Source organism: Kocuria sp. U4B, from assembly GCF_054875615.1.
In genome coordinates, this window is record NZ_CM142180.1 from 2,705,597 (window position 1) to 2,719,767 (window position 14,171).

At 71.3% G+C, this 14,171-nt stretch carries 10 protein-coding genes and 1 pseudogene; 6 read left to right on the forward strand and 5 right to left on the reverse strand.

Features of this window, described 5'->3' with window-relative positions:
• Positions 1 to 49: 49 nt before the first annotated feature.
• From ACYSMR_RS12795 to purH, 3 genes are all read left to right on the forward strand, one after another.
• Complete coding sequence (locus tag ACYSMR_RS12795; RefSeq protein ID WP_461748023.1) at positions 50 to 1,645, forward strand: cell division protein PerM; 1,596 nt, start codon at positions 50 to 52, stop codon at positions 1,643 to 1,645.
• 469 nt (positions 1,646 to 2,114) lie between these two features.
• On the forward strand, positions 2,115 to 2,696 hold the full coding sequence (gene purN / locus ACYSMR_RS12800; protein ID WP_461745673.1) for a phosphoribosylglycinamide formyltransferase: 582 nt from the start codon (positions 2,115 to 2,117) through the stop codon (positions 2,694 to 2,696).
• 78 nt (positions 2,697 to 2,774) lie between these two features.
• Positions 2,775 to 4,385, forward strand: coding sequence for a bifunctional phosphoribosylaminoimidazolecarboxamide formyltransferase/IMP cyclohydrolase (gene purH / locus ACYSMR_RS12805; protein WP_251334103.1), 1,611 nt, complete (start codon positions 2,775 to 2,777; stop codon positions 4,383 to 4,385).
• Positions 4,386 to 4,488: 103 nt separating this feature from the next.
• Here the strand turns inward: purH and ACYSMR_RS12810 are convergent, their stop codons facing one another.
• The 3 genes from ACYSMR_RS12810 to ACYSMR_RS12820 all read right to left on the reverse strand — a co-directional run bounded on the left by ACYSMR_RS12810 (position 4,489) and on the right by ACYSMR_RS12820 (position 8,701).
• The gene (locus tag ACYSMR_RS12810) at positions 4,489 to 6,711 is read right to left on the reverse strand and encodes an NADP-dependent isocitrate dehydrogenase (RefSeq protein ID WP_461745676.1); all 2,223 of its coding nucleotides are present in this window, start codon (positions 6,709 to 6,711) and stop codon (positions 4,489 to 4,491) included.
• A gap of 186 nt (positions 6,712 to 6,897) precedes the next feature.
• Complete coding sequence (locus tag ACYSMR_RS12815; RefSeq protein ID WP_309125739.1) at positions 6,898 to 7,401, reverse strand: Hsp20/alpha crystallin family protein; 504 nt, start codon at positions 7,399 to 7,401, stop codon at positions 6,898 to 6,900.
• A gap of 184 nt (positions 7,402 to 7,585) precedes the next feature.
• Positions 7,586 to 8,701, reverse strand: coding sequence for a Gfo/Idh/MocA family protein (locus ACYSMR_RS12820; protein WP_461745679.1), 1,116 nt, complete (start codon positions 8,699 to 8,701; stop codon positions 7,586 to 7,588).
• Positions 8,702 to 8,783: 82 nt separating this feature from the next.
• Here ACYSMR_RS12820 and ACYSMR_RS12825 point away from each other — a divergent pair, with 82 nt between their 5' ends.
• Positions 8,784 to 9,365: a TetR/AcrR family transcriptional regulator gene (locus tag ACYSMR_RS12825; protein ID WP_461745681.1), complete on the forward strand. Its 582-nt coding sequence runs from the start codon at positions 8,784 to 8,786 to the stop codon at positions 9,363 to 9,365.
• 24 nt (positions 9,366 to 9,389) lie between these two features.
• On the opposite strand, the pseudogene ACYSMR_RS12830 reads toward ACYSMR_RS12825, so the two are convergent.
• Positions 9,390 to 9,925: pseudogene (locus tag ACYSMR_RS12830) on the reverse strand (gamma carbonic anhydrase family protein).
• A gap of 45 nt (positions 9,926 to 9,970) precedes the next feature.
• Positions 9,971 to 11,236, reverse strand: a complete 1,266-nt coding sequence (locus tag ACYSMR_RS12835) for a CaiB/BaiF CoA transferase family protein (protein WP_461745683.1) — start codon at positions 11,234 to 11,236, stop codon at positions 9,971 to 9,973.
• 719 nt (positions 11,237 to 11,955) lie between these two features.
• Here ACYSMR_RS12835 and ACYSMR_RS12840 point away from each other — a divergent pair.
• Both ACYSMR_RS12840 and ACYSMR_RS12845 read left to right on the forward strand, forming a co-directional pair.
• Entirely contained in the window at positions 11,956 to 13,254 is a 1,299-nt protein-coding gene (locus ACYSMR_RS12840; protein WP_461745685.1) for a heparan-alpha-glucosaminide N-acetyltransferase domain-containing protein, read from the forward strand.
• A complete protein-coding gene (locus ACYSMR_RS12845; protein WP_461745687.1) occupies positions 13,251 to 14,168 on the forward strand; it encodes a ketopantoate reductase family protein in 918 nt (305 codons plus the stop codon). Before ACYSMR_RS12840 ends, ACYSMR_RS12845 begins: the two co-directional genes overlap by 4 nt.
• The last annotated feature ends 3 nt before the right edge of the window (positions 14,169 to 14,171 follow it).

Consider the following 14,171-nt stretch of genomic DNA (forward strand, 5'->3'; position numbering starts at 1 on the left):
GGCGGCCCCGGGGCCGTGCCTCCGGGGTGGCGTGGGAAGATGGGCGGTGATGATCACCCAAGGCTCCTCTTCCCCCGACCGCCGCGGCGTGCCGATGCCCCTGTGGCTCCAGGGCCTGATGGAACTCGGCTCCGTGGCCCTGGTCTCCTACCTCCTGGTGCTGCTGACCGTGCTCATGGTCTGGCTCGCCGACGGCTTCGACAGCCTCGGCCTCACCGGCGGGTTCGTTCTGTCCGGGCAGGTGTGGCTGCTCGCCCACCTCGCCCCGCTGCAGGTGGCCCTGGACCCGGGGGCCGGGCTGCCGGCGACCTCGGGGACCCTCAACCTCGTGCCCCTCGGTCTGACCGTCGTCCCGTTCGCGCTCGCGTGGATCGCGGGACGCCGGCTGGCCCGCGCCTGCTGGGAGGGCCAGTTCTGGCAGCCGTACCTCAGCGGGCTGGCCGGCTACGCCGTGCTCGGGGCCGGGGCGGCCGTGCTGTTCGGCACGGACGAAGTCTCGGCGAGCCCCGTGGCAGGTGCCGTGTTCCCGCTCGTCCCCGTGGCGCTGGGCGCCCTCGTGGGGGCCTACCGCGTCTCCCGCTCGCTGCCCGGCCTGATCGGCGTCAACGCCGCGGCGTGGGTCGAGCGCACCAGCCAGTACTCCCGGTGGGCGGGCTCGTACGTCTGGGCGGTGCTACGCGCGGGCTTCCTGGCGGCCGTCGCCGGGGTCGGGATCGGGGCGGCGCTGCTGAGCACGGCCCTGTTCTGGAACTGGAACGACGTCGTGGCCGTCTACCAGCGCCTAGGCACCGGCGCCCCCGGGGACACCGCTCTGACGGGCCTCCAGCTCGGCTACCTGCCCAACCTCGCCGTCTACGCCTTCGCGTGGGCGACGGGTGCCGGGTTCGAGCTGGGCTCCGGCACCCACGCCTCCCCCCTCGGCACCACCACCGGGCCCGTGCCCCTGCTGCCCGCGCTCGCGGCCCTGCCACCGGCCGAGCTGCCGTCCTGGGCCCTGACCGTCGTGGTGCTGCCCGTCCTGGCCGGGGTGCTGGCCGGGTGGTGGTTCCTGCGCGAGGGCGAGAACCACCTCGACGACTGGATGGCGATCCGGCTGCCGGCCCGCTGGATCACGTTCCCGCTCTCGACGCTGGTGACCGGCGCCTTCATCGGCGCGGTCGCGGGCGCGCTGATGATGGCGCTGGGCTGGATCGCGCAGGGCTCCCTGGCACTGGGCCGGCTCGTGGAGGTGGGCCCCGACGGGGTCCAGGTCCTGCTCTGGTTCGGCGCGGAGGTCGCCGTGGGGGCGGCGCTCGGCTACGTGGCCGGGCCCTGGCTCGAGCACGAGTCCCCGTTCACCCCGCCCCGCGGGGCGGCCGGGGCACAGGGCGCGGCCGCCCGGCGCGAGGACCGCCGGCGCCGCCGCGCCGAGGCGGCGGCGCGGCGGGCGATGCGCGCGGCCGGGAAGCGGCGCCCGCGCGCGGACCGCTCCGCCCGGGGTGCGGCTCAGGCGGCGGACGCCCAGGAGGTCGGGGACGGCGAGGCCGCCGTGCCGGGATCCGCCGAGGCGTTCGACGTCGACGCGTCCGGGGAGGCCGCGTCCCGGGGGACCGCGCCGGTGGTGGCGGAGGACGCCCCGGCGGATCCCGGTCCGCCGGAGAAGTAGGACCAGATGCCGTCCTCCAGCTGCTGCTGGCACCGGGCGGTGCCCGAGAGGGTGAGGGTGCGGGAGACGCAGCGCTCGTAGGCCTCGGCCACGGGCCACAGCGCCAGCCGCGCCCCGCCGGTCAGCAGGCTCAGGCCGCCGAGGAGGATCGCGACGACCCCGCCGGCCACCACGAGCCGGCGCGGCGCGGTGCCGCCGGAGCGCACGAGCGCCGCGATGCCCAGTGCCGTGCCGAGGGCCGCCGCCGCCAGCCCGGCCACCGTGAGCCACAGGGTGGAGCCGACCAGGGCCAGGGCGACCACGGCGCACACCAGGCCGCCGCCCGCCGTGCGCATCGCGGCGGCACGCCGGGCGTCCTTCGCGGCAGGGTCACGGACGGGCGGTGGGGGAGGGGCCATGCCGTTCACTCTAGGCCACCCCCGTCCGGTGCCCGTCCGGGGTCCCTCCGGGGCCCGACTAGAATCGGGGCATGCGCATCGTGGTCATGGTCTCCGGGTCCGGCACCAACCTGCAGGCGGTCCTCGACGCCGTCCGGGAGGACCGGATCGACGTCGAGATCGCCGCCGTGGGCGCGGACAAGCCGTGCACCGGCCTCGAGCGCGCGCAGGCCGCGGGGGTGGAGACGTTCCTCGTGCGGCCGGGGGACCACCCCGACCGGGCGCAGTGGAACCGGGCGCTGCAGCGGGCCGTGGAGGACCACGCGCCGGACCGCGTCCTGTTCGCGGGGTTCATGCGGATCGTCGACGCCGGGTTCGTCGAGGCCTTCGCCGGCCGGATCGTCAACACCCACCCGTCCCTGCTGCCCTCCTTCCCCGGGGCGCACGCCGTCCGGGACGCCCTGGCGCACGGCGTGAAGGTCACGGGCGTCACGGTCCACGAGGTGGTGGCCGACGTCGACGCCGGCCCGATCCTCGCCCAGGCGGCCGTGCCCGTGCTGACGGACGACGACGAGGACCGGCTGCACGAGCGCATCAAGGCCGCCGAACGGGAGCTGCTGGTAGACACTCTCGGCGCGCTGGCCCGCCGGTCCGCCCTGCACGACGCCCGGTGAGCGCGCCCGGCCGGGGTCCGTAAACTGGTGTGCGGCGGATCCCGCCGGCACCCACCACCGAAGACCCATGGAGAACCTGTGAGCCTCACCCAGCCCGACCGCGTGCCCATCCGACGAGCCCTGGTGTCCGTCTACGACAAGACGGGACTGGAGGACCTCGCCCGCGGCCTGCACGAGGCCGGCGTGGCGATCGTCTCGACCGGGTCCACGGCGCGGCGCATCGCCGAGGCGGGGGTCCCCGTCACCGAGGTCTCGGAGGTGACCGGCTTCCAGGAGTGCCTGGAGGGCCGGGTCAAGACCCTCCACCCGCGCGTGCACGCCGGCATCCTCGCCGACCGCCGCAAGCAGGAGCACCTGGACCAGCTCGCGGAGCTCGACATCGAGCCCTTCGACCTCGTCGTCGTCAACCTCTACCCCTTCGTGGAGACCGTCCGCTCCGGGGCGGCGCAGGACGAGGTCGTGGAGCAGATCGACATCGGCGGCCCGTCCATGGTCCGCGCCGCCGCCAAGAACCACGCGGCCGTCTCCGTCGTCGTGGACCCCGCCTCCTACGGGGAGGTCGTCGAGGCCGCCGCCTCCGGGGGCTTCGACCTGCGGGCCCGTCGCCGGCTGGCGGCCGCGGCGTTCGCCCACACCGCCGCCTACGACACCGCCGTGGCCACCTGGACCATGCAGCAGTTCGAGCAGGACGAGGACGCCAACTTCTGGCCGCCGTACGCGGGGCTCGCCTTCCAGCGCTCGGCCTCGCTGCGCTACGGCGAGAACCCCCACCAGAAGGGCGCCCTGTACGTCGACGAGGCGGCGTCCCCCGGGATCGCCCAGGCCGACCAGCTGCACGGCAAGGAGATGTCCTACAACAACTACGTGGACGCCGACGCCGCCCTGCGCGCTGCCTACGACTTCGACGAGCCGGCCGTGGCTGTCGTCAAGCACAACAACCCCTGCGGCGTGGCGGTGGCCGGCCCCGGTGCCGCCGACCCGATCGCCGACGCCCACCGCAAGGCCCACGCGTGCGACCCGCTCTCGGCCTACGGCGGGGTGATCGCCGCCAACCGCCCCGTGACCCGGGCCATGGCCGAGACCGTCAAGGACATCTTCACCGAGGTCGTCGTGGCGCCCGGCTTCGAGCCGGAGGCCCTGGAGATCCTGCGGACCCGGAAGAACGTGCGCCTGCTCGAGCTGCCGGAAGGCTTCGAGCGCGACGCCCTCGAGTACCGGCAGATCTCCGGCGGAGCGCTGTTCCAGGTCACCGACCGGCTCGACGCCGCGGGCGACGACCCGGCGAACTGGACCCTCGCCGCGGGCGCCCCGGCCGACGAGCGCACGCTCGCCGACCTGGCCTTCGCGTGGAAGGCCCTGCGCCCGGTGAAGTCCAACGCGATCCTGCTCGCGCACGACGGCGCCTCCGTGGGCATCGGCATGGGCCAGGTCAACCGCGTGGACTCCTGCAGGCTCTCCGTCGAGCGCGCCAACAGCCTCGGCGAGGACGGCGCGGAGCGGGCCCGGGGCGCGGTCGCGGCCTCGGACGCGTTCTTCCCGTTCGCCGACGGCCTGCAGGTGCTGCTCGACGCCGGAGTGCGCGCGGTGGTCCAGCCCGGCGGCTCGATCCGTGACGAGGAGGTCGTGGCCGCGGCCGAGGCCGCCGGGGTGACCATGTACTTCACCGGGGCGCGGCACTTCTTCCACTGAGCCCTCCCGGCACAGCACAGCGGCCGCATCCGGGAACGGATGCGGCCGCTGCGCTGTGCCGCGGGCGCCGCGTCGTGCTCGGCGCGGCGCCCGCGGGAACGGTTCAGACGGTGAGCGAGCCGAGGACCTCGTTGAAGGTCTGCGACGGGCGCATCACCGCGGTCGTGCGGACGTCGTCCGGGCGGTAGTAGCCGCCGATGTCGGCGGGCCGGCCCTGCACGGCGAGCAGCTCGGCGTTGATCGTCTCCTCGTTGGCCGCCAGCTGCTCCGCCACGGAGGCGAAGGCCTGGGCCAGCTCGGCGTCCGCGTCCTGGCGGGCCAGCTCCTGGGCCCAGTACAGGGCCAGGTAGAAGTGGCTGCCACGGTTGTCGATCTCGCCGACCTTCCGGCTCGGGGACTTGTTCTCCTCGAGGAAGGTGCCGGTGGCGCGATCCAGGGTGTCGGCCAGGACCTGGGCGCGGGCGTTGCCCGTCGTCGAGGCCAGGTGGTCGAAGCTCGCGGCCAGCGCCAGGAACTCGCCGAGGCTGTCCCAGCGGAGGTGGTTCTCCTCGATCAGCTGCTGGACGTGCTTCGGGGCGGAGCCGCCGGCGCCGGTCTCGAACAGCCCGCCGCCGTTGATCAGCGGGACCACGGAGAGCATCTTCGCCGAGGTGCCCAGCTCGAGGATCGGGAAGAGGTCGGTGAGGTAGTCGCGCAGCACGTTGCCGGTGACCGAGATGGTGTCCTCGCCGCGGCGGATCCGCTCGATCGAGAAGGCGGTGGCCTCCTCGGGGGACATGATCTCCAGCTGCAGGCCCTCGGTGTCGTGCTCGGGCAGGTACTGCTCGACCTTCGCGATGAGGTTGGCGTCGTGCGCCCGGGTGCGGTCCAGCCAGAACACGGCCGGGGTCTGCGAGGCGCGGGCGCGGGTGACGGCGAGCTTGACCCAGTCGCGGATCGCGACGTCCTTGGTCTGGCAGGCCCGCCAGATGTCGCCCGGGGCGACCTCGTGCTCGAGGAGCACGGTCCCGGAGCCGTCGACGACCTGGACGGTGCCGGCGGCGGGGATCTCGAAGGTCTTGTCGTGGGAGCCGTACTCCTCGGCCTTCATCGCCATGAGCCCCACGTTGGGGACGGAGCCCATGGTGCGCGGGTCGAAGGCGCCGTTGGCGCGGCAGTCGTCAATGACGACCTGGTAGATCCCGGCATAGGAGCTGTCCGGGAGCACCGCCAGGGTGTCGGCCTCCTCGCCGTCGGGGCCCCACATGTGCCCGGACTGGCGGATCATGGCGGGCATCGAGGCGTCGACGATGACGTCGGAGGGCACGTGCAGGTTGGTGATGCCCTTGTCGGAGTTCACCATGGCCAGCTGCGGGCCCTTGGCGAGGCCCTTGTCGAGCGCGGCCTTCACGTCCTCGCGGACGCCGGCGGGGAGGGCGTCGAGGCCGTTGAGGATCGCGGCGAGCCCGTTGTTCGGGGACAGGCCGGCCTCCTCCAGCTGGGCGCCGTAGGCGGAGAAGACCTCCGGGAAGAAGGCCTTGATCACGTGGCCGAAGATGATCGGGTCGGAGACCTTCATCATGGTGGCCTTGAGGTGCACGGAGAACAGCACGCCCTCCTGCTTGGCGCGCTGGACCTGCTCCGCGAGGAAGGCGTCCAGGGCGGCGGCGCGCATCACGGTGGCGTCGACGACCTCGCCCGCGAGCACGGGGAAGGCCTTCTTCAGCACGGTGGTCGTGCCGTCCTCGCCCACGTGCTGGATCGTGAGGGTGTCGTCCTCGCCGAGGACCACGGACTTCTCGTTGGACCGGAAGTCGTCGTGGCCCATGGTGGCGACGTTGGTCCTCGACTCCGCCGTCCACGCGCCCATGCGGTGCGGGTTCTTGCGGGCGTAGTTCTTCACCGAGGCGGGGGCGCGGCGGTCGGAGTTGCCCTCGCGCAGCACCGGGTTGACCGCGGAGCCCTTGATCTTGTCGTAGCGGGCCCGGATCTCCTGCTCCTCCGCCGTCGCCGGCTCGTCCGGGTAGTCGGGCAGGGCGAAGCCCTGCTCCTGGAGCTCCTTGACGGCCGCCTTCAGCTGGGGGTTCGAAGCGGAGATGTTCGGCAGCTTGATGATGTTGGCCTCGGGCCGCTTGGCCAGCTCGCCGAGCTCGGCGAGGGCGTCGTCGACCCTCTGCTCCGCGGGCAGGCGGTCGGAGAAGGCCGCGATGATGCGGCCCGCCAGCGAGATGTCGCGGGTCTCCACCTCGACGCCGGCGGTGGAGGCGAAGGCCTCGATGACCGGCTTGAACGAGTAGGTGGCCAGCAGCGGCGCCTCGTCGGTGCGGGTGTAGATGATCTTTGCCATGTGCGGGGTGTCTCCCATGAACGTCATCGGATCGGGACAGTGTTTCCTGGTGCCAAGATACCCGAGCCGGAGCCGTCCCTCGTCGTGCTCCGGGCCGCGGCCGCGGCCCGGAGCACGACGACGGGCCCGCTCCCCGGAGGGAACGGGCCCGTGGCCGTGCTCGCCCGCGCGCGGCGGGACGCGCGATCAGCCCTCGGTGGATTGGGTGGAGCCGGAACCGTTGACCAGCTCGCCCTCGCCGATCACGCGGTCCTCCTCCCCGGACTGCGTCTGGCCCAGGGCCTGCTGCTCGCCCTGGCCGGAGACCACCTGGATCTTGCGCGGCTTGGCCTGGGCGGTGACCGGGATGGTCACCGTGAGCACGCCGTTGTCGTAGGTCGCGGCGATGTTCTGGATGTCGACGCCCTGCCCCAGGTTGAGCTGGCGGACGAACGAGGAGCTCTGCCGCTCCCGGGTGATCCACTGGACGTCCTGGACCTCGGGCAGCTTCCGCTCGGCCCGGATGGTCAGCAGCTGGCCGTCGACGTCAACGTCGACGCTGCCCGGATCGATGCCCGGCAGGTCCGCGCGCAGGATGTACTCGTCGCCGGCGCGGTACAGGTCCATGGGCATCTCCCGCAGGCCCGGGCGGGCCAGAATGGACGCCGCGAGGCGGTCGAAGTCGTTGAACGGGGTGAACATCGTAGCCATGGTCATCATCTCCTGAACCGGATGAGCAATGTCTCTGACACTTAGTTGAGTCCGATCAACTCAACTGTGAAAAATGATATCCCCGCCCCGATCGGCGGGCAACAGATGACAGACCCCATCGCCCAGGGCGAACCGGATCGCCCTGGGCGATGGGGCCGCGCGATCTGGTGGGCCTCCGTGCGCCTCAGCGCGCGTCGTTGGGGTAGCCGACGCCGATCTCCGCCCGGACGCGGTCGAACAGCTCCACGAGCTCCAGCGAGTCGGCCCACGGCATGATCGGCGACTCGAGCAGGCCCTCCTGGACGCAGCGCGTGGCCTCGCGCATCTCGAAGACGTAGCCCGCGCCCGTCACGGCGACGTGCTCGACGACGGGCGCGGCGCCGGCTCGCTGCCGCTCGGCCGTCTGCAGCACCAGGGTGTGCGGGCAGTTGATCCGGCCGTCCACCCGCAGCCAGCCGCCGGTGCCGCTGATCGTCACCTGGTGCGGGACCGTCGTGGCCAGCGTCCCGCTCACGTGGGCGCGGCCGTGGTCGAAGTCCAGGGTGAGGGCGGTGTCCACGTCCACGGTCGTGGCCCCGACCTCCGCCAGCACGCTCCAGCTCCGGGGTGAGCCGAGCACCGCCGCGGTCCAGGTGAGCGGATAGACCATCATGTCCAGCAGCACGCCGCCGCCGTCGGCGTTGCGGAACAGCCGGTGCTCGGGGTCGACCGGCCGGTGCATCCCGATGGTGCCCTCGACCGAGCGCACCCGGCCGAGCCGGCCCTCCCGCACCCAGCCCATGGCGGTGCGGAAGCCGGGGGTCATCCGGGTCCAGACGGCCTCCATGAGGAACACCCCGTGGGTGCGGGCGAGCCGCGTGAGGTCGCGGACCTCGGCGGCGGTCATGGCCAGGGCCTTCTCGCAGACCACGTGCTTGCCGGCGCGCAGCAGCGCGGAGACGTCGCGGTGGTGGTAGCCGTGCGGGGTGGCGACGTAGACGATCTCCACGTCCGGGTCGGCCGCGAGCCGGTCCAGGCCCGTCACCCCGTCCGTGTCCCCGTACGCGCGCGCCACGCCGTGCCGGCGGGCGAAGTCCTCGGCGCGGTCCTGCGCGCGGGAGCTGACGGCCACCAGGCGCGCGTCGGGCAGGGCGGCGATGTCCGGGACGACCTTCTCCGCGATGGCCGCGGTGCTGACCACGCCCCACCCCAGGGTGCGGCCCGTCGGGGCCAGCGGGTCCTCGAGGTGGGCGGCGTCGAGCGCGGCGTCGGCGAAGGGGGCCAGGGCGGTGGATGCGGCGGAGGAGGTCTGGGGCAGCATCGTCGCATTGTGCCACGGCGCCGGGCCGGGTGCGGCGGCGTCCCGGCGATCGAACGACCGTTCGTCCCTTAGACTGTCCGGCGTGGCGCGGGTGAGCGAGCAGCACAGGGAGCGGCGGCGGCGGGAGATCGTGGCCGCCGCGAGCACGTGCTTCCTCGAGCACGGCTACGACGGCGCGTCGATGCAGCGCATCATCGCCGCCACGGGCCTGTCCGCCGGCGCGCTCTACAACCACTTCCCGAGCAAGCAGGAGCTCGTGCTCGCCGCCGCGGGGGACGCCCTGGGGCGCGTCCTCGCGGACGAGGCGGGCGGGGAGGACCTTGCTCCCGCCGAGTGGGTGGTGCGGCTCCTGGAACGCCTGGACGCGGACCCCGGGACCACCCGGCTGTTGCTCGTCACCTGGGGAGCGGCCGTGACGGACCCGGCCCTCGGAGTGCTGGCCGGGGAGCACCTGGCGCAGGTGCGCGGGCGGATCGAGGCGCACTACGGCCGGTGGGCGCTCGAGCAGCTCGGCCTGGACGCCGTGGCCGCGCAGGAGTGGATCGGCATGTTCGCCCAGGCCATCCTGTCCGTGCTGCAGGGCTACGTGGTGCAGTCCTGCCTGCTGCCCGGCTTCGACCGCGACGCCTACCGGGACTACGCCCGCACCCTCGTGGCCCAGTGACCCGCCCGCCGGGCGCGGGCCGGCTCAGCCGCTGAGCTGCCGGTGCTCGGCGGAGAGCTGCACGTAGGTGCGCGCGTTCGCGCGGACCTTCTCCTGCTCCTGCTCCGTGAGCTCCCGCCGGACCCTGGCCGGGACCCCCGCCACGAGCGAGCGGGGCGGCACCACGGTGCCCTCGAGCACGACCGCGCCCGCGGCCACCAGGGAGCCCGTGCCGATCACGGCGCCGTTGAGGACGGTGGCGTTCATCCCCACGAGGACGTCGTCCTCCACGGTGCAGCCGTGCACGACCGCGCCGTGGCCCACGCTCACGCCGGCGCCGATCGTGCACGGGTGCTCGGGGTCCGAGTGCACCACGACGTTGTCCTGGAGGTTGGACCGCGCCCCAGCCGGACGGGGGAGCGGTCCCCGCGCACGACGGCGCCGTAGAACACCCCGGAGCCCGGCCCCAGCTCGACGTCGCCCACCACCGTGGCGGTGGGGGCCACGAAGGCGGAGGGGTCGATCCGGGGCGCGTGCCCCGCGTGCGGGAGGACCAGGCCGGAGGCCGTTGAACAAGGCATCCGAGCAGCCTATCGGTACGGGGTGAGCTCCACGGGAGCTCGGCGTCACCCTTGGGTGTCACCGGGGCGTGTCCCCTGCAGGCCGGTGGCCTGATCGATTTGATGCCGGGTCAGGCCAAGGAGCCCGGCCAGCACCTCGTTGGTGTGTTCTCCGAGGTCGGGGCCGAGGTGGTGGATGGGCAGGGACTGCTCCCCGATCACCGGGACGATGCCGGGAAACCCGACGGCGGTGAGGACCTCCTCGCCGGTGGAGACGTCGAAGGACTGGATCATGTTGCGGGCGGTGTACTGGGGATCGGTGCTGATGTCGGCGGCGGTGTAGATGGGCCCGGCCGGGACCCCAGCGGCGTCCAGGGCCGCTAGAGCCTCGGCCGCGGTGCGCCCGGCCGCCCAGGCGCAGATGGCCGCATCCAGCTCCTCGCGGCGAGCCCAGCGGTCGGCGTTGGTTTGCAGCCCGGGGTCAGCGGCCAGGTCGGGGCGGCCGATGATCTCCATGTAGCGGTGGTAGATGGAGTCCCCGTTGCCGGCCACCACGATGCTGGCCCCATCGGCGCACACGTAGGCGTTGGACGGGGCGACGCCCTCCAACCGTCCGCCGACGCGTTCACGCGTCACCCCGTAGGCTTGGTAGTCGGGCACCAGGGACTCCATCATCGAGAACATCGCCTCGTACAGGGCCACGTCGGTGATCCGCTCCCGCAGCGGCACACCCCTGTCGTGGGTGCTGCGTCGGGCCTCGCGCTGGTAGAGACTCATCACCACCCCGAAGGCGGCGTAGAGCCCGGCGATGGAGTCCCCGATCGACACGCCGACCCGCACCGGGGCCCGGTCCGGGTCCCCGACGAGGTTGCGGAAGCCGCTGTAAGCCTCGGCGACGGCGGCGAAGCCGGGCCGCGGGGCCAGGGGACCGGTCTGGCCGAAGGCGGAGATCCTGCTGATTACCAGGTCGGGGTTGATCTCGTTCAGCACGTCGGGGGGGAGGCCCCACTTCTCCAGGGTGCCGGGGCGGAAGTTCTCCAGCAGCACGTCGGAGGCGGCCACCAGGGCCTTCACGGCCTCCCGGCCCGCGTGGGAGCGCAGGTCGAGCACCACGGATTTCTTGTTGCGGTTGAGGGTGCGGAACAGCATCGAGGTGGTGCCCTTGTACAGGCGCCAGTTGCGCAGCTCGTCGCCGGTGCCGGGGCGTTCGACCTTGATGACCTCGGCGCCGAAGTCGGCCAAAAGGCGCCCGGCGGTGGGGGCGGCGATGTAGTTGCCCAGCTCTAAGACCCGGACGCCCTCTAAAGGGCGGATCAGGATGTCGTCGGTCATGACGGGATGTCCTCTCAGGTGTGTGGGTTGGGGACCGGATCCAGCCGGTGGGGCGCGTCTGCGGACGAGGTCCTCGAAAAGCTCCGGCAGAAACAGGCGGTCCCCGTGCCCGTGGTCGGTCGGCGGCAACAGTGAGGACGGCCCGGCCTCCTCAACCCGCCGACCCCTTAGGTGCGCCCCGATGCTTGTTTTGGGCCCATACCCCAACGCTACTGAGCCGGGGATCCCGCCGAAATAGATAACCCGTATTACGCGGCGGGACGTTGTGAGCGTTGAAGCGCAGGTCGGAGGCGGATGGTGGGGCCGTCCGGCCGTCCGAGAGAGAACCTCTTGCGGCGGACCTTTAGTATTCATGTTTTTGTTTATCGGCAATCGGGTGGCATGGAAAAGATCACATTAATTTGCTTTTTGAAAATTCTGGCGAAGGAAGAAACATTGGATCAACAAATCGTTTTGGGGGGAGGATGAGAACATTCCAGACTGCCACCGGATCTCCGAGGCGCGGGATCCACCGATGGGGGGATGCCTGCGGTGAAGCCATGGGCAGCTCTTCTCGATCGGGGGGAATCATGAGAGGTTTCAACAGAACGACGCCTACGTCTTCCCTTGCGGCCCCTGCGCCCGGGGCCGGGGCGTCGATGGACCGGGAGGACCGGAACCAGGCGCAGGGCGCGGCGTCCGGTACGGCTCCGCCACCACGTCCGTCCGGACGACGTGCCATGGGCGTCGACGTCGCCCGGGCGGTCGCACTGATCGGAATGATCGCTGTCCACGTCTTTCCGGAATCCGACGAGGCCGGCGGCATGAGCTGGGCTTTCGGCATCTTCGGTGGACGAGCTGCTGCCCTGTTCGCGCTACTGGCCGGGGTGTCCGTCGCCTTCGTGGAGAAGCGGTCTCGCGGCCAGTTGCACGGCCGCAACCTAGCCGCCGACAGAGTGGCTCTGATCGTCAGGGGTCTGATTATCCTGCTGGTGGGTCTCCTTCTGGGGTATCTGGACACACCCATCCAAACGATCATTCCCTACTTCGGAATCCTGTTCCTCATGGTCGTGCCTCTTTACGGCCGGTCGTCCCGGGTTCTGCTCATCGCAGCGACGTGCTTCGTGATTCTTGGGCCCGTCCTCCTCCACGCGTTCGGCGGCAGCCTCCCGGAGCAGGCCAACCCCGACAACGACTACACGCCCGTCACCGCCATCATGCAACCGGTGCCCTTCATCGCCGACATGCTCCTCATCGGCTTCTACCCGACGTTGCTGTGGATGGTCTACATCTGCGTGGGCATGGTCGTCGGTCGGCAGGTGCTGACGTCCCGGAAGGTCGCCCTGGCGCTTGTGGGGTGGGGGGCGCTCCTGGCAGTCCTCACCTGGGTGCTCTCGAAGCTCCTGCTGGGTCCCGCCGGAGGGCTGCAGCGCTTGGTGGAATCAACACCGGATCTCACCAGGACGGAAATCGTCGATTACCTGACTTACGGAAACGAGTCGTATCTAATGCCGGACACGACATGGTGGTGGCAGGCGGCCATTTCGCCCTACTCCAACACATCGTTGCACGTCCTGCACAACCTGGGCTCCGTCTTGGCTGCTCTCGGCATTGCACTGCTCGTCACCCGTGCCGGCGGCAAGGTGTTCTCGCCCTTCGCGGCCATCGGGGCCATGACCCTAACCCTTTACTCGGCGCACTGCGTCATCCTGGCGATCGAGGTGCTGGACGAGGACCGGCCGATGCTCTCACTGTGGATCCAGATCCTTTCCTTCATGCTGTTCGCCACGCTGTGGCGCACCGCCATCGGTAAGGGGCCGCTCGAGGGCATCATCTCGGACGCCAGTGACTGGGCTCGCAACCGGGTACGGATGGGCGGGACACATCCGCCGAAGACGACGACGACACCAGAACGGTCGCGCGAAGAGCCGAGCCGTGAGGCAATCTCCGTGGCGCCGCCGGGTCTGCCTCGGAACGTGGCCCCGCCCGTCCCGATGGCAGTAGACCTGTCCCCCGAACCAGACGGGAGCCATCCATGAGAATTCTGATTGTCGGTGCCGGAGCGACGGGGGGGTACTTCGGGACACGCCTGGCACACGCCGGTCGTGACGTGACCTTCCTGGTGCGTCCGCAGCGAGCCGAACAGCTGCGCAACGGTCTGCGGGTCTACGGGCCCGGGTACGACGAGACTGTGCCCGTTCGAGCCGTCACCGCTCAGCAGCTGGACGGCACCTACGACCTGGTCCTGCTCATGGTGAAGGCATGGTCCCTGGAGGCGGCGATGGACGACATCGCCCCAGGGGTGGGGGCGGACACGACGATCCTGCCCCTGCTCAACGGCATGGCCCATCTGGACAGGCTCAACCAGCGCTTCGGCCGGGATGCCGTTCTGGGGGGGATTGTGCGTGTGGTGTGTACCATGACCCCGGACGGTTCGGTGTTCCAAATGAAGCCGCACGCCTCACTGACCTTCGGGGCACAGGATGGCCGACCTGCGAAAACCCTTTCCCGGATTGGCCGGGAGATGGCGGCGCCGGGCTTCCACACGGTTCTCGCCGACGACATTATGGCCTCGATGTGGTACAAGTGGGCCTTCATCACGGCCGGTGGGACGATCACCTGCCTGATGCGGGGTACGATCGGCCACATCGTCGCGGCCGAGGGCGGCAAGGAGTTCGTCCTCGACGTTATCCAGGAGACGGAACGGGTGGCCGAGGCCGCAGGGTACGCTCCTTCGGCCGCCGCGCACGCCGCGAGCCTGGAGATGTTCACGGAAGCGGGCTCCGTCTTCACCTCCTCCCTCTACCGCAACGTCATAGCGGGGACCTCGCACGAGGGGGAGCATCTCCTCGGACAGTACGTGGCCGTCGCCGACCGGCTCGGCGTGGACGTCCCACTTACACGTCTGGCTCTGACCCAGCTACGGGTCCACGACCAGGCGCGGCTTCAGTAGTCT